The organism is Candidatus Ancaeobacter aquaticus, from assembly GCA_030765405.1.
Classification (GTDB): domain Bacteria; phylum Auribacterota; class Ancaeobacteria; order Ancaeobacterales; family Ancaeobacteraceae; genus Ancaeobacter; species Ancaeobacter aquaticus.
The window spans coordinates 94,523-109,974 of sequence record JAVCCP010000071.1 but is presented as its reverse complement, the minus strand read 5'-3'; the positions used below and the strand labels follow the sequence as shown (position 1 = coordinate 109,974).

The window sequence follows — 15,452 nt, the reverse complement described above, 5'->3', positions numbered from 1 at the left end:
TATGGAAGATTGGAAAACAATAGACGAAGAGACCAATCCTTTAGATGCACTGAAAATTGCATTAGAAATGGAAAAAAAAGTATTCGAGTTCTATAAGAAAGCAATGGAAATAGCAAAATATCCAGGGACTCGTGAGATGTTTAAGTTTCTCATGGATGAGGAAGTAAAGCATAAGAGTATAATCGAAGAAGAGATTAATAAAGATTTCTATAGTGAAATGTAACGGATCGGTAGTTAGGGTAAGTCGGTATACGCATGAGTAAGATTCTTATTATTGGAAATAGTGTTGCAGGAACATATGCTGCGAAAACTATTAATGACATTGATAACACTCAAGAGATAACAATTTTGTCTTGTGAATCATATCCGTTTTATTCACGTCCCCGGTTACCGGAATTTCTTGCCGATAAAATCCCTCTTGAGAAATTATATATTTTTTCACCGGAATTTTATGAAAAACGGGGAATTAATCTCCAGCTAAACACACAAGTAACATCAATCGATGCCGTCTCGCATACGGTTACCACCCAAGACGGTGTATCATACTCTTATGATACGCTATTACTTGCCAATGGCAGCTCTGCGTCTCTTCCTCCGATTGAGGGGATTAGTCAGGACTGGGTATTTTCACTGAGGACTATTGATGATGTGCTCCGAATAAAAGAATATGCCCAAGGGAAAAAGGAAGTCATTGTTATTGGCGGAGGCCTTTTAGGGCTTGAAGCGGCAAACGGGTTGAGGCAGCTTGGCCTTAATGTACGGGTTGTTGAGTTTTTTGACCGACTTCTCCCTCGCCAGATTGATCAGGAAGGTTCAGATATTCTTAAATCTGTATTTGAAGAAATAGGATTTTGTTTTGAATTAGGTGCTGTTACTCAGAAGGTGACAGAAGTTGATGGTGTTAAAAAAGTTATATTAAAAGACGGAAAAACATTTAGTGCAGACTTTGTCCTAGTATCAGCAGGCATAAAGCCAAATATCGATTTGGCCGAGTCTGCAGGTCTTGCTGTTAATAAAGGCATAGTCGTTGATGATTTTATGAAAACCTCAGATAAAGATATTTATGCAGCGGGTGATGTTGCTGAGCATGCCAATAGAATATATGGGATATGGCCGGCAGCTGATGAGCAAGGAAAGGCCGCGGGTGAGAATATTGAGGAAAAAGAAAAAAAGTATACCGGAACGGTCCTTTCAACAAAGCTTAAAGTGCTCGGGATCGATATGGCCTCTCTCGGAGATATTTCAGCGGAGGGTGTCTCAGAGTATAAGCGGGTAGATGCAAGCAGTCGCTTGTATCAGAAACTATTTGTAAAAGATGACTGTATTATCGGTGCAATACTGGTTGGTGATGTAAAAAAAGCATTTTCTTTGCAGGCATACATTAAAGATAAAGTGAATATAAAAGGGTATGAAGAGCGTATTCTTATGCCTGATTTTGATTTAAGGGGTTGAGAAATTAAGTTTCCGTGGTAGGAAAGCAATTTATTAGAGGCAAAAATGCATAAAATAGTCAAAAAGAAACAATTAAATCCCGAAATATGTCTTGTAGAATTTGAAGCCAGGGATTTAGCTCTAGCCGCAAATCCAGGCCAGTTTATGATACTGCGTATTAACGAGACAGGTGAAAGATTCCCGCTAACCGTATATGACATTAATTGTGAAAGGGGAACAGTAACAGTGGTTTGTCAGGCTATCGGTGTAAGTACCAAGAAACTATGCGCGTTAAACGAAGGGGATTCCATTCTTGATGTGGCCGGTCCTTTGGGGAATGCGACAAAGGTTAAAAACATAGGCAAGGTTATATGCGTAGGCGGCGGAGTGGGAACCGCGGAGGCCTACCCTATAGCCAAAGCCATGCGGCGTGAGGGAAATGATGTTACGGTTATAATCGGTTCCAGGACCAAAGATATTATCATATGCGAACAGGAAATAAGGGAGTTTTGCGATAAGGTTTATGTGACAACAGATGATGGATCTTATGGTCGAAAGGGATTTGTTACCGATGTTTTGAGAGAACTTTTACAAAAAGACACTTATGAGATGGTTTTTGCTATTGGTCCTCTTATTATGATGAAGGCGGTATCTGATATGACAAAAGCAAAATCAATAAAGACCCTTGTATCGTTGAATTCAATTATGATAGATGGTACCGGCATGTGCGGTGGATGCAGGATCCAATATAATGGAGAAGTAAAATTTACCTGTGTTGATGGTCCTGAATTTGATGGACACCTTGTGGATTTTGATGATGTTGTGCGCAGACAGCAAAGGTACAAGGGTAAGGAAAAAAATGCCCTAGATCACTATGGAAAGCAATGTCGGATCGGTTTAAAATAAATTAGGTGGTAACAGCATGAGAGAGCAAGACTCAAAAGAACGTATAAAGAATTTTAATGAGGTGCCTTACGGTTATAATGAAGATGAGGCTGTAACGGAAGCTTCGAGATGTTTGCAGTGTAAAAATCCCCCATGTGTTAATGGATGCCCTGCCGAGATCGATATTCCCGCATTTATTAAAGCTATAAGTGAAAGACATTTTGATGACGCTATTTTGATAATAAAAAAGACAAATAATCTACCGGCAGTGTGCGGCAGGGTTTGTCCCCAGGAAGATCAGTGTGAGAAACTGTGTGTTCTTGCAAGAAAAGATACTCCCATTAATATCGGAAATCTTGAAAGATTTGCCGCTGACTGGGAATTTAAAAACAAATCTCAAAGAGGAAACATTTCCGCACAAAAAGACCTCAAAGAAAAAAAAGTTGCTATTATCGGAGCGGGGCCTGCAGGTTTAACCTGTGCCGCGGATCTTGCGAAAATGGGCTATAGCGTAACTATATTTGAGGCTCTTCATAAACCAGGAGGTGTACTTACCTACGGTATTCCTGAATTCCGCCTTCCTAAAGATATTGTTATGAAAGAAGTCGAGGAAATCAAAAAGCTCGGTGTTGATATAAAATACAACTATGTTATCGGTAAGATTAAAACCATAGATAAACTGCGAGAAGAAGGGTTTGGGGCGTTTTTTATATCTACAGGAGCAGGTTTGCCGTATTTTATGGGTTTAGAGGGAGAGAGCCTTAACGGGGTATATTCTGCCAACGAATTTCTTACGCGAGTAAATCTGATGAAGGCCTATAAATTTCCGGAATACGATACACCTATAAATATCGGTAAGAAGGTTGCTGTTGTTGGTGCCGGAAACGTGGCAATGGATTCGGCTAGGTGTGCTTTAAGGCTTGGTGCAGAAAAAGTATATATTGTTTACAGACGTACGGAAGATGAAATGCCCGCAAGAATAGATGAAATACATCACGCCAAAGAAGAAGGCATTGAATTTCACCTGCTTACAAATCCGATTAAAATAATCGGCGATAAAAACGGCGATGTAAAAAAGCTTATTTGTATTAAAAACAAACTTGGCGAACCGGATGAGAGTGGTAGACGGCGTCCTGTGCCCATAGAAGGCGCTGAATTTGAAATGGATATGGATATTGTAATAATAGCAATAGGTAATGGGCCGAATCCGATTTTGTTAGATACTATCAATGGTCTTAAACTAACGCGAAAAGGAACCATTGAAGCGAATAATACAGGGCAGACCAATATTGAAGATATTTTTGCTGGCGGGGATATTGTCACAGGTTCTGCTACTGTTATATCCGCAATGGGGGCAGGAAAAAATAGCGCTAGGGCTATTGATCAATATTTAAAAAGGTAATTTTACAATACTAAAAGAAGACAAAAAGGAGAAATGTATGGCAAATGCAAATAGTTACATAGCAAAAGTAACAGAGATCGTTAAAAAACGTAATCCGGGCGAAAGAGAATTTTATCAAGCGGTGACGGAAGTTTTTGAGTCGCTTGCTCCGGTATTGGAAAATAATAAGAAATATGAAGATGCGTCTATACTAGAACGTATTGTTGAGCCGGAAAGGCAAATCGTGTTTCGTGTGCCCTGGCAGGATGATTTGGGTGGTATTCATGTTAACCGTGGATTCCGGTTCGAATTTAACAGCGCTCTTGGCCCGTACAAAGGCGGATTGCGTTTTCATCCGACAGTCAATGCGAGTGTGCTGAAATTTCTTGGGTTTGAGCAAGTTTTTAAAAACAGTCTGACTACGCTTCCGATGGGCGGGGGTAAGGGAGGATCAGATTTTGATCCCAAAGGCAGGTCGGATAATGAAGTGATGCGATTTTGTCAGTCTTTTATGACTGAGCTTCAGCGTCATATCGGTCCTGATACAGATGTGCCTGCCGGTGATATAGGAGTAGGTGGCCGTGAAATTGGTTTTATGTTCGGACAGTATCGGCGTATTCGTAACGAGTTTACAGGTGTCCTGACAGGTAAGGCACTGAATTGGGGTGGTTCATTGATTCGTCCGGAAGCAACCGGCTATGGGGTGGTTTATTTTGCCGAAGAGATGCTTAAAACACGTGATCATACGTTTAAGGGTAAGACCGTTGTCGTTTCTGGCTCTGGGAATGTCGCCCAGTACACTGTTGAAAAAGTTAACCAACTAGGAGGTAAGGTTGTTACTCTGTCGGATTCTAGCGGAACCATTTACGATCCGGATGGGATAAACGAAGAAAAACTTGCTTTTGTTATGGAGTTAAAGAACATCAAACGTGGCCGCATTAAGGAATACGCGGACAAGTATGGTTGCGAGTACAAGAAAAATGAAAAACCCTGGAGTGTTAAATGTGATTGTGCCTTACCGAGCGCCACGCAAAATGAGATCGATGGTAAAGATGCCCAGACTTTGATTGATAACGGTTGTTATCTAATCAGTGAAGGCGCGAACATGCCGTCAACTCCAGAAGCGATTGAATTGTATCTCAAGAAAAAAATCCTTTATGGTCCAGGTAAGGCGGCTAACGCTGGGGGCGTTGCTACTTCCGGCCTTGAAATGAGTCAAAATTCTCAGCGTCTTGCCTGGTCACGTGAAGAGGTTGATCAGAAACTAAACGCCATCATGATCGATATTCATAAACAGTGTGTAAAGACGGCTGAAAAATATGGCCAGCCGGGCAATTGTGTTATGGGCGCTAACATCGCTGGTTTTGTAAAAGTTGCGGATTCTATGCTGGATCAAGGGGTAATTTAGATCTGTAAATAAAAAGGTAAAAGTTGGCCTCCAGCAGCTTATGGCAGGCAGCAGAAACTTCAATATTGGCACCATAACAAGGAGAGACATTATGGCATTGACTGAAGAAGCTGTTAAGGTTTCTGGAATTCCTTACGTGATGGATGCTTATAGAGAAGAATCGGAAGATATATTGGAGAAAGAAATTACACCTGCATTATTAAATAAATAATTCTCTAAAGAGTAATAAAAGAAAAGGGGCAATGTCTTATTAATGACATTGTCCCTTTTCTTTATATTATCGAAGAATAAAATATATTGAATGAACAGACCTCTCTATATTATAATATACCGCTTAGTGTTGTAGTAAATATCCCAATATTGCAGATTACGATGAATAATATAGAAACGTTGTTTTATCAACAAGGTGTAGCTAATTTGAAATGGTGAAGAAGTCCCCCGATTTATCGGGGTTCTTATCCTACATTTAGGGAATGGATGTAAATTAAAGGAGGCATTATGGCCAATGAAGCAGAGATCTTATCATGTACACCTCTTTATAAGATAATCCCTTATCGTGTATTAAAGTGGACAGTGGTTGTAACCGGTACCTATATCTATTTTACCTGTTTTAGCTGGAATCCGCTTTTTGCGCTTATAATGATACCGATGTTTGCCTATCTTTTCTTTAATGTCGTCGGGCTCGTTATTCATTTCTTTATTTATTTGTTTAGCTCACCGTTTATTTTGACAGAAGACTTCGGGTACATAGAAGAAGGGATTCCCAGTGATTGCAAGGTGGTGTTTTTCCGTCCAATTTTTGCCAGCAATGCCGGTGAGATGGATACAGTCCTTGCCAGTATGGAGCAGGATATAGTAAATAGTCAGGAACCCCACAAAAATTTGAAGTTTATCGTGATAGATAACACCAGAAATGAGGATGTTAAACAGTATACCCGAGTGTGTATTAAGGAGCTGCAAGATAAGCATGGCGAGGATGTAGTATTCTATTTTCATAGAAATGTTAAATGTGACTTTTTTAAAAAAGTCGGTATTTATATGGATGCAATAATGTTTCTTCATCAGGGAGTTACCCGACCATATAATTATATAGATCCTGAATGGAATGAGGTGACAAAAGGAACACGCGATAAGTCATTTCCTTTATGGGATGAAATATTAGGCGATATTAAAGCGCTCGGGATAGATGCTCCAATTGAAGACGTGCTTGCAGGTAAGCACGTAACGGTGAATGAAAACGAACGTATCAAGGTATCGATTGTATGTGACGCTGATAATGTATGGCCACAGGGACAGGTGCGTAAGATAGTTGCGAAAATCATGCATCCATCAAACAGTCATTTGACCATTTTTCAGCCGGCGATAGAACTATCAAACTCTGATGAAAATATTTTTATTAAATGTACTTCGTGGGCACGCCAAATGTACGGATTTGATCTTGTGGCAAAATGGAGACTGTATCACTTCTCACCATTTTTTGGGAAAGGTGCGATGAATGTAGAAAATTATGTTAATGAAATTATTAAAAGCCAGTGGCTTAATCCTGGGAAAGCAGCAAGTCATGATTTTCAGGAAGCATTAAAAGCATGGTCAGTATATGTGGAAGATGTCTATATCATGGAAAAAACATTTTCAAACAAACTCGCGGAATTAACGAGAGGAGCCTTGTGGCAACGTGGTGATCTTGAAACGGTAGAGAACTATATTACGAAGAAATTCGAAGCGGGGAGAAAAAATCATCTCTATGTTCTATTAGGTAACCTCATTAATAATCCAATATATTCCCTGTGGGTTACCGGTACATGTCTTGCGTGGATGATACCTGCTCTTGCTACTACGATATTTCCGCAACGGCTTTTTTTTCTTTTTGCTGGTATCCTCGTTGCATGGGTGGCGGTGCCAATGATCGCGGTACCGGTTATTTCGAAATATAAAGAGAAAACATATGATCCTCCCTGCGATCTTATTTATCAGAAAAATTTCCTAAAGATTTTATCGATTGCGGGAATAGAGCTCGTGATTACAGTTTGTGTGAATATGCTTGATCTTGTGTATAAGACGCAAGCAATTATCCAGAATATTAGAAAACAGGTTTCGGGTAAAGCGTATGTGTGGAAAACAGGTGCGATGAGCGAGCTTGAAACTGCAAATGCCTCACTGCTCCAGATGTATAAGAATCTTTATCTATCAACAATTATTGGTGTAGGATTGGTTCTCGGTACATTTTTTGGTGTGTTCCCATGGATTGTAAGTATATTTATATTTCCGTATACTGCATCATTCTTGCTGGGGCCTTTTGTTATCTGGTATACCGCTAAATCAATTAAGATAGATATATAGGGTAGATCAGAAATGTAACGCTTATGCGAAAGAGGAGCTGAATATGAAACTCAGTTCCTCTTTTTTTTGGAGAGTTTCTTATGAGAGAAAATATTCTACTATTGTGTGCTGTTGAGCTTGAGATGCGGTCTTTAGCTAAGACACTTTCGCTTAAGAGAGCCAATGCACGCTCTTATGAAGGAGTGTATTGCAATAAGAATATACTGTTGCATAAAACCGGGATAGGTAAAAAGAATGCGCGAAAAAATCTTTCTAAGATACTTGTAAAATACCCATGTGAATGCATCATTTCGTCAGGACTTGCCGGTGCTGTATCGCAGAATTTGGATGTAGGGGATATTGTTATACCTCGTGAACTCAGGGAGTATCAAACAAGAGAGAAGATGTTCGTTGATGATTCTTTGTATGCTATAGCAAGCGGCATTATGTCTCAGGGAGCGGTACCTTTATTTGAAGAGGACATTTTGTGTTCCGCGCATAAAGTAGTAGACAGCGAAGATAAAAAAATACTCAGCATTAAAGATCCGGAAGTAAAAGCCGTTGATATGGAATCATTTTACTATGCCAGTGTGGCCCGAGAATACAGTATTCCTTTTATCGCGATACGGGGCATATCTGACAACGCAGAGTATGTTTTTCCAAAAATGGTTACGCTATCTTCAGCATTTAATGCACGAAATAGTATATCTATTCAAGATATTATTTCTTTTCCGGTTGACCTCTTAAGAACAATGAAGTTTGTTAAAAATTGCCGTTTTGCAGCAAAAAATACCGCCATATTTGTTGAATTATTCCTAAGGGGGTTGTGAAATAATAATATCTCCTCACCTCTAAATACTGTGCCGGTACATTATGTCTCACCATGCTCTAAAATAGAGCTCTTCTTTTTCACTATATAATAAACCCTAAAAAAAGCGAACCTAAGTCATTATCAATACGTCTTATATATATGCATGCGATTTAGTGTAACTTGGTATGATATATGCTTATATTGTAAGTAGAGATAGTTAAATAATATCACATACGTAAAAAATAATGAAAGGAGGGTGTATGGTTGAGGGAAAATTGAGGAGGCAGTTGGTTTACCTTATGAGCACGCTTTTTTTATGTGGGAGTATAGTATTGCAGCCGCCTGCGGTAACAGCAAACGATACAACAGTGGAAAATTATGATGCGTTAGAAATTCTTTTAAACATGCAGGAAAGTTATAACAATATTGATGGATATACGGCGGTATTAGTGAAAGGTGAGCCGCTTACAAGTAAGTCTAAGACACCCCAGAAAATATTTTTGAAGTTCAGAAAACCGTTTCATGTATATATGAAATGGATAGAAAGTCCGCATAATGGTCGTGAGATATTGTATCGTAAAGGAGAAGACAACGATAATATCTTTGCAAAACCAGCGGGATTTTTGGGTGCGATACTGAGACTTGTGAAGTTGCCCAGTGACTATAAAAGCGGCGGCTCAAAATATACCATACAGGATGTTGGTATCGGTCGGCTCATCGAAAAGGTGCTCCATGTAACCTTAGAGGCAAAAGAAACTAATGATGTGTATCTAAGCTGTAAGGGGATCACGGTAAGAAACGGCAGAGACGTATACGAGATCGAGCGGGTGATCTCTCAGGAAAATAAGCAGGCGAACAAGCGACTTGTGCTCTACATAGATAAAGAGACCTATTTACCTGTTGAAGCGTATGTGTATAACGGAGAGGGTAAATTAACTGAGTTCTGTATGTATACGGATTTGAAGATCAATCCTGGATTGGTTGACAATGATTTTAATGTGGATAACAAGAAGTATGGTTTTAGGTATCTTTAAAAATTTAGCGTTTAGCTTATAGCGTACAGAAAAAGATAAAAAAGAGGAAAGAGCCTAGGTGACTCTTTCCTCTTTTATTTTGGGAACATTTCCGCTAATATATGAGTCTGAACAAGTGTGAAGGATAGAAGAGCGTATCTTCTAAAACCGGATAAAGCATAAAAAAAGGAGGTGCTTTATGAAAAGAGTAATGAGTATTGCGTTAGCGTCAGCGTTTTTGTTTGGTGTGTTGGGCATGAGTAGTGTATATGCCGATGGCGGCCATGGAAAAGACGGGAAGAAATGTGAAATGATGAAAAAGATCCAGATGATGTTCTATAACAAAAAAGAACTCGGTCTTGATGATAAGCAAATTGAGAAACTGAAAGATATCAAGCACGACAGTATGAAAGAAAAGATCAAGGCAACAGCTGATATGGACATATTGAAAGTCGATATGAAGTCATTGATGCATGCTGATACGCTTGATGCAGATAAGCTCAAATCGCTTGTTTCAAAGAAATATGACATCAAAAAAGATCTAATGATTAAATCTATTGATGCATATGCAAAGGCACTTAATGTGTTAACCCCAGAACAGAAAAAAATCTACAAAGACCTTTGCCATGAGTCATGGAAAGCAAAAATCGGGCATTGGTTCGGTTGTAAAAAATGCGGTGGACACGGTGAAAAAGGCGGCAGATACAAAAAGTAAGAATTAAAGATATATAATGAATAAATAGCTGGCAACATGATCGATATTGAATATAGATTGAGTTGTCAGCTATTTTTCTTCAGCGACAAATTCTTTCCGATATATTCTGATAAATGAAAGCAATGTTGCTATAAGCAGCGGTCCCAGGAAAACCCCGATAATTCCAAAGAAATGTAGTCCTCCTAAAACAGCAAAAAACAGAAGAAGAATAGGTATTTTCGCTGTTTCACTAATGAAATAGGGGCGGATAAGATAATCGACAAGATTTCCCCAGACAAGTCCGTACATAAGGAGGAAAAGACCCTTCCCAAAACCAATATATGCCATTGAGTATAGTGAAAGAGGTACATAGATAAGGCCGGGTCCAATTATGGGAAGAAACGCAAGTATGATTGAAAGTATTCCCCAGAAAAACGCGTAGGGAACACCGACAATAGAGTATCCGATGATCAAAGCTCCACCGACCAGTATACCGCTTGCAGCCATGCCGAGCACAACGCCGCGTGTTGTGTTGTAGAGCGTTTTAAAAATATAGTCTTTATCTTCGGTTTTGAGTGGTAATATTTCTTTTAATTCTGCAAATGTTTTTTCGCCGTCACGAAGCAAGAAAAAGAATGTAAAAATGGTAAACAGCACTGTTACGAAAAATGCAAAGACATTAATGATCATAGCTTTTGTTTGAGAAAAGAGAAAGTTTCCAACGATATTAATGCTGTTCAAGAGGAAATCTCTGACATTTTGTATGGAGATACCGAGTGGGGTAAGTTTGTCCTGAATTATCTGCATTTTACCCTGGTCTTGATAGGCTGCTATTAGATCGCTGAACTCTGGTCCTCTGATGTATTGACTGGCATGCGAATAAAACTCGATACCTTGTGTGATCAGTGTCAGAAAGAAGAGGAAACAGGGTATGATTACGATCACAAGCGCTATCAAGGTCATAATAAGTGCTGATAACGTATTTCTGCCGCGTAACACTTTGGTGAGCCATTTGTGAACAGGGAAGAAAACAAGAGTCAGTATAATTGCCCACATAACCGAATTAAAAAACGGTTTGAACATAAAGAATGTTATAACAAGAAGCAGGATGAGAATAATAAAGAAAAAGATATTTAATATATTCGACCGATTTATCATGCGCATATACTACCATAGCGCATTTCAGATTGCAACAAAGTCTGATACAATTTAGCAAAGATATGGAGTCTCTTATTAATAATCTTTGTTTGGACATCTTATCTAAGTATTTATATAATGCCTATACACAATCGAAAGGAGTATTTATGGCGAAAAGAACTCTTCCAAAAATAAAGACTGTTTCCACAAGGCAATCTGCTCCAAAGACAAAGCGCACGCAGATTGTACATAAGAAAGACATGGATGTAAAAAATCTCTATCAGCTCATGGCTGAAACAGAGAAGACCATACAGGAACTAACGCGCACTCTAGCAGAACTTCCTTCGAGCCGTCATCGAAGTGTTGGCGGTAAAACAAAATTGACTGCAAAAGAACAGCTTGTTGTTCGTGAACTGTCTCACGCTCGGACCCGTGCTCAAAGAATACTGAAATTAATTGAGTTATCTAGCAAATAAGAGGTATTCATGGTGTATTCACGTGTAAAGGTAAGAGTAAAGGTAGCGAAACTACAAATTAATTGAATCATCTAACAAGTAAGAGGTTATTATGTTTTCTCGAAATGTGATAAGAAGGAAAAATGTAGCAAAGCTACTGTGCGTTGGTTTGATCTTTTTTTCTTTTGGTTGTGCTCAGCAAAGATTCAATATTAAGTATGATCCTAATATTCATCCGAAACACTTAAAGGAAGATGCTCCTCTTGTTCTCACGATACCGGGACTGAATATACCCATGGGAGGCGGATTGATACAGGAGTATCAGTTTGGTGACCTTTTTAACCTGCTTGCGGCTGAAGGGGTGCCTGCACGTTCACTAGCATATGACACCAAAGATCATCCATTAACATCTGTTGCAAGTCTCGGGTATCAAGATACTGCAATCGGTGTGACCCGTGTAACGCCATTACTTATTAATGAAGTGCAGTATGAAAATGAGAGAAGGAAAAAACTAGGATTTGGAGCAGTAAAAGAAATAGTTCTTATCACCTACAGTCAAGGGGCTGTCATAGGCTCGGAGATCTATACCCGTATACATATATTGAAAAGCGAGTATAAAATATTTTGCAGGAGATTTGGTCCGGAATGGAAGGCTCTCCAAAAAGATCCTGAGTTTGTTATGCTTATGAATGCAATACAGGATTTTGCGGCAATAAAAGATATACAGGTACAGCGCGAAAAAGATTTTGAGCGTGATCCTGACCTGAGAAACCTCTATACACGTATGGAAAAGAAATTGCAGAAACAAGCAGAGGTGTTTACCACCTATTTACACGACCCTACAAAGCTCTATCCGGATATAGTGCATTTTGAGCAGGTAAGAACAGAAAAATATCCTAAAAAATATCCTAAATTCAGTGAATATGCTGCCAAGTGTGAAACTTGTCGGGAAGATTTTGCACAGCTCAAGCAGTTTTTTATTGATTATGCGATTTTTGAAGAAGTGCTTGATATCAAAATACGTTATATTTCTCTTTCAGGATCATATTTTGGGTCTCCTGAAGCAAATAAAGGATACGGGTTTATTGAGGCTGTGCCGATCCTCATACCGTTTGTTGGACGTGAACTCGAGCAGATTAAACAGACACGGTTAGGGAGTCCTCATCAGATAGCCCAGTTGTTTCGCTTGGTAAAATTCCAAAAAGAGGATAATTATCCTTTTAGACCAAAAGATACCATGTTTGTTATCGGTGTAAACGGTGATAAAGGTGACGGTCTTGTTGACCAGTCTGCAGGGCACCTCGCAGACCATATAAGCACCGTAGTCGGTGTAACTGAAGAACCTTCGATAGCTGACGGCAAGGTACAACTCACGTACGATAAATTGCCTGACTTGATCGTTGTGCCGTTACCGGTGTTGCATCTCCCAAAGGCAACACTTTTTGGTGATCAGGATGGATCGGCATATATGACTAAGACCAATCCTGTATTTCCGTTCATTCTCGATTTTATCAATAATGATTGGTATAAAATTTATGAAAAACTAAGGAAATGTGATATTGCTCTTAGTCAGTTTATGGTTGAGGTGACTTTTAAAGGGCTGACCAAGAAAGCCGCAAAGGTGCATTTTAAAAAGATAGGCAATTCACCAAATATACGAATAAATAATGAATTTTACAATGTTGACAGTAACACTATTGTCTGGAGCGGTGAATTTATAAAAGATACTGAGCGAATGATTCTTGCTGGTGAAGAACTGTATGAGGGGTATGTAACAATTGAAGCCGGTAGTGATCCGGAAAATAAGTTAAAAAGTCATATTCCGGTCGCACCGGGTGTAAACACGTTTGTTAAGATCGATCTTGAGGATAAGAAATAGCGGATAGTTTTTAAAATCCCTTCCGGAGACTATACACAGAGAAATTTATTAATAAATTTCATGGGTGCGAGATGCGGAAAGATTGACAGTTTTTTCTTTTTTGTGTATAAATATTCTTGCAATAGTACAAGGCGGGTACATTGATATGTATCCGCTATTTTTTTGCTCTTTTTTGAAGTTTTACTTGATTGACAATTGGTAGTAAATGGGTACAATAAAAGGGGGTTAGACTTTATTAACCCCAAATATTGCATTTAAGTTAAGACAATATAGATTAAATCAAATGTTTGAAAGGGGAGTAGATCGATGAGTAATGGTGATGACAGATATGATTGCATTGTTGTGGGCGCTGGTCCTTCAGGGTTATCAGCTGCTTATACAATTGCTAAAGCGGGACTTAAGGTAGTCGTCCTTGAACGTGGAAATCATGCAGGGACAAAGAATTTGTTTGGTGGAATACTATTTACGAGTATTCTTGATAAGATGATGCCAAATTTTTGGGAAGATGCACCTGTTGAACGGCATGTTGTCGGAAGACGTTTTTGCTATCTTACCAAAGATTCGCAAGTAGGTGTTGATTATCGGAGTGAAAAATTCAATGAGGCCCCGTACAACAATTCGTTTGTTGTTTTGCGCACTCATTTTGATGAATGGCTTGCGTCAAAAGTTGAAGAGGCGGGAGCTGAGATCTATCCCGGTGTTATTGTTGACGATTTTGTATATAAAGATGGCAAAATAGATGGCATTAAGGCGCGTGGTGAGCAGGAAGGCGAGTATGATGAGCTCTATGCTGACTGTGTTATTGTCGCGGAAGGTGCTAATTCAATGCTGGCAGAAAAAGCTGGCTTAAGAAAAGAAAAAAGTTACATGAACAGCCATAATCGTGCGACAGCGGTTAAGGAAATCATCAAATTACCGGAAGAGGTTATTAATGATCGGTTTCACCTCGATGGCCGTGAAGGTACGGCGATTGAGTATTTTGGTGAGGCAGCTCCGGGTATGCTTGGTTCAGGGTTTATATACACAAACAAAGATTCGATTTCAGTTGGTGTGGGAGCTGAGATCTCTGATCTTATGGATAAGGAGGTTGCGCTTTATGATATGCTCGATTCCTTTAAGGAACATCCGGCTGTAAAGAACCTCGTTCGTGGTGGAGAAGTCGTCGAATACTCGACACATATGATACCTGAAGACTCGTATGATAATCTACCAACAATGTTTGCTGACGGTGTGATGCTTGTCGGTGACTCTGCGGGTCTTATCAATAACTCAATATTTCATGAAGTGACAAATCTTGCTATGGCATCAGGCGTGTATGCAGGTGAAACAGTCATTGATGCGAAAAGAAGAAATGATTATTCTGCGCAGACACTTTCAGTATACAAACAAAAGCTTGAAGATAGTTTTATTATGCAGGACATGAAATATATGAAAAAGTTCTTTAAGCTCTTACAAAAAAATAAGGACTTTATCGGAAAATATCCGGCAACTGCGGTTGAAATGATGATAGACCTTTTCACTGTGAGCGATATGAGTAAAAAAGATATCAGAAATAAATTAATAAAAAAGTTTTTCCAGAAAATCAATGTGTTTAAATTTGCGATAGATATGATTAAAGCCGGTTGGGCAGTACTATAGAAATGTGGAAAATGAGGAGAGATATATTATGGAAATGAAAAACTATTTGGAGAAAAAGAAAAATCTGAGCTTGGATGACCGGTTGTATTTAGTCAGTACTACGTCGGGTAGAACAAGCCATATTGATCTTGATCAAGATAAGTTTAAAAGTGATCCGGTAAAAGCGGTTCTATTCATCTGTCCTGCGAAAGTGTATGAATTAAAAGAAGATACCGGTGAATGTCAGGTTAATTTTGAGAACTGTCTTGAATGCGGTACGTGTCAAGTTGCATGCAGGGAATATGTCACCTGGCGTAATCCTGACAGTGGGTTTGGTGCAAACTATAAGTTTGGATGAGACCCCATTAAAGAAGTATGTTCTCTAACGTGTTTAACTGTTTAATAAAATTAACGGAGTTAAT

Annotated in this window: 14 protein-coding genes; 13 read left to right on the top strand and 1 reads right to left on the bottom strand. The window is 39.1% G+C overall.

Features of this window, described 5'->3' with window-relative positions; all coding sequences use genetic code 11:
- The first annotated feature begins 1 nt into the window (after position 1).
- The 9 genes from P9M13_09830 (at position 2) to P9M13_09790 (ending at position 9,963) form a co-directional block, all read left to right on the top strand.
- Entirely contained in the window at positions 2-223 is a 222-nt protein-coding gene (locus P9M13_09830) for a ferritin family protein (GenBank protein ID MDP8263580.1), read from the top strand.
- Positions 224-255: 32 nt separating this feature from the next.
- Positions 256-1,452 carry an FAD-dependent oxidoreductase gene (locus P9M13_09825; protein MDP8263579.1) on the top strand — a complete coding sequence of 399 codons (1,197 nt, stop codon included), beginning with the start codon at positions 256-258 and terminating at the stop codon, positions 1,450-1,452.
- A gap of 45 nt (positions 1,453-1,497) precedes the next feature.
- Entirely contained in the window at positions 1,498-2,337 is an 840-nt protein-coding gene (locus P9M13_09820) for a sulfide/dihydroorotate dehydrogenase-like FAD/NAD-binding protein (protein MDP8263578.1), read from the top strand.
- Positions 2,338-2,353: 16 nt separating this feature from the next.
- Positions 2,354-3,718 (top strand): NADPH-dependent glutamate synthase, encoded by a 1,365-nt coding sequence (gene gltA, locus P9M13_09815; protein ID MDP8263577.1) that lies wholly within the window; start codon positions 2,354-2,356, stop codon positions 3,716-3,718.
- A gap of 37 nt (positions 3,719-3,755) precedes the next feature.
- On the top strand, positions 3,756-5,105 hold the full coding sequence (gene gdhA / locus P9M13_09810) for an NADP-specific glutamate dehydrogenase (GenBank protein ID MDP8263576.1): 1,350 nt from the start codon (positions 3,756-3,758) through the stop codon (positions 5,103-5,105).
- A 498-nt stretch (positions 5,106-5,603) separates the two neighbouring features.
- Entirely contained in the window at positions 5,604-7,445 is a 1,842-nt protein-coding gene (locus P9M13_09805) for a hypothetical protein (GenBank protein MDP8263575.1), read from the top strand.
- 80 nt (positions 7,446-7,525) lie between these two features.
- Positions 7,526-8,254 (top strand): hypothetical protein, encoded by a 729-nt coding sequence (locus tag P9M13_09800; protein MDP8263574.1) that lies wholly within the window; start codon positions 7,526-7,528, stop codon positions 8,252-8,254.
- 241 nt (positions 8,255-8,495) lie between these two features.
- A complete protein-coding gene (locus P9M13_09795; protein MDP8263573.1) occupies positions 8,496-9,269 on the top strand; it encodes a DUF1571 domain-containing protein in 774 nt (257 codons plus the stop codon).
- A gap of 178 nt (positions 9,270-9,447) precedes the next feature.
- Entirely contained in the window at positions 9,448-9,963 is a 516-nt protein-coding gene (locus P9M13_09790; GenBank protein ID MDP8263572.1) for a Spy/CpxP family protein refolding chaperone, read from the top strand.
- A 69-nt stretch (positions 9,964-10,032) separates the two neighbouring features.
- Here P9M13_09790 and P9M13_09785 read toward each other — a convergent pair whose 3' ends face one another.
- Positions 10,033-11,106, bottom strand: coding sequence for an AI-2E family transporter (locus tag P9M13_09785; protein ID MDP8263571.1), 1,074 nt, complete (start codon positions 11,104-11,106; stop codon positions 10,033-10,035).
- A 140-nt stretch (positions 11,107-11,246) separates the two neighbouring features.
- On the opposite strand from P9M13_09785, the gene P9M13_09780 reads away from it, so the two are divergent.
- The 4 genes from P9M13_09780 to P9M13_09765 all read left to right on the top strand — a co-directional run bounded on the left by P9M13_09780 (position 11,247) and on the right by P9M13_09765 (position 15,388).
- Positions 11,247-11,555, top strand: coding sequence for a hypothetical protein (locus P9M13_09780; protein MDP8263570.1), 309 nt, complete (start codon positions 11,247-11,249; stop codon positions 11,553-11,555).
- Between the two features lie 91 nt (positions 11,556-11,646).
- Positions 11,647-13,413, top strand: a complete 1,767-nt coding sequence (locus P9M13_09775; protein MDP8263569.1) for a hypothetical protein — start codon at positions 11,647-11,649, stop codon at positions 13,411-13,413.
- Positions 13,414-13,719: 306 nt separating this feature from the next.
- Positions 13,720-15,051 carry an FAD-dependent oxidoreductase gene (locus tag P9M13_09770; GenBank protein ID MDP8263568.1) on the top strand — a complete coding sequence of 444 codons (1,332 nt, stop codon included), beginning with the start codon at positions 13,720-13,722 and terminating at the stop codon, positions 15,049-15,051.
- A gap of 28 nt (positions 15,052-15,079) precedes the next feature.
- Positions 15,080-15,388: a 4Fe-4S dicluster domain-containing protein gene (locus P9M13_09765; GenBank protein ID MDP8263567.1), complete on the top strand. Its 309-nt coding sequence runs from the start codon at positions 15,080-15,082 to the stop codon at positions 15,386-15,388.
- The last annotated feature ends 64 nt before the right edge of the window (positions 15,389-15,452 follow it).

What these genes read in the sequence shown, in the direction of transcription:
- P9M13_09830 (MDP8263580.1), top strand. Translation starts at nt 2, where the DNA reads ATGGAAGATTGGAAAACAATAGACGAAGAGACCAATCCTTTAGATGCA.
- P9M13_09825 (MDP8263579.1), top strand. Translation starts at nt 256, where the DNA reads ATGAGTAAGATTCTTATTATTGGAAATAGTGTTGCAGGAACATATGCT.
- P9M13_09820 (MDP8263578.1), top strand. Translation starts at nt 1,498, where the DNA reads ATGCATAAAATAGTCAAAAAGAAACAATTAAATCCCGAAATATGTCTT.
- gltA (MDP8263577.1), top strand. Translation starts at nt 2,354, where the DNA reads ATGAGAGAGCAAGACTCAAAAGAACGTATAAAGAATTTTAATGAGGTG.
- gdhA (MDP8263576.1), top strand. Translation starts at nt 3,756, where the DNA reads ATGGCAAATGCAAATAGTTACATAGCAAAAGTAACAGAGATCGTTAAA.
- P9M13_09805 (MDP8263575.1), top strand. Translation starts at nt 5,604, where the DNA reads ATGGCCAATGAAGCAGAGATCTTATCATGTACACCTCTTTATAAGATA.
- P9M13_09800 (MDP8263574.1), top strand. Translation starts at nt 7,526, where the DNA reads ATGAGAGAAAATATTCTACTATTGTGTGCTGTTGAGCTTGAGATGCGG.
- P9M13_09795 (MDP8263573.1), top strand. Translation starts at nt 8,496, where the DNA reads ATGGTTGAGGGAAAATTGAGGAGGCAGTTGGTTTACCTTATGAGCACG.
- P9M13_09790 (MDP8263572.1), top strand. Translation starts at nt 9,448, where the DNA reads ATGAAAAGAGTAATGAGTATTGCGTTAGCGTCAGCGTTTTTGTTTGGT.
- P9M13_09785 (MDP8263571.1), bottom strand. Translation starts at nt 11,106, where the DNA reads ATGCGCATGATAAATCGGTCGAATATATTAAATATCTTTTTCTTTATT.
- P9M13_09780 (MDP8263570.1), top strand. Translation starts at nt 11,247, where the DNA reads ATGGCGAAAAGAACTCTTCCAAAAATAAAGACTGTTTCCACAAGGCAA.
- P9M13_09775 (MDP8263569.1), top strand. Translation starts at nt 11,647, where the DNA reads ATGTTTTCTCGAAATGTGATAAGAAGGAAAAATGTAGCAAAGCTACTG.
- P9M13_09770 (MDP8263568.1), top strand. Translation starts at nt 13,720, where the DNA reads ATGAGTAATGGTGATGACAGATATGATTGCATTGTTGTGGGCGCTGGT.
- P9M13_09765 (MDP8263567.1), top strand. Translation starts at nt 15,080, where the DNA reads ATGGAAATGAAAAACTATTTGGAGAAAAAGAAAAATCTGAGCTTGGAT.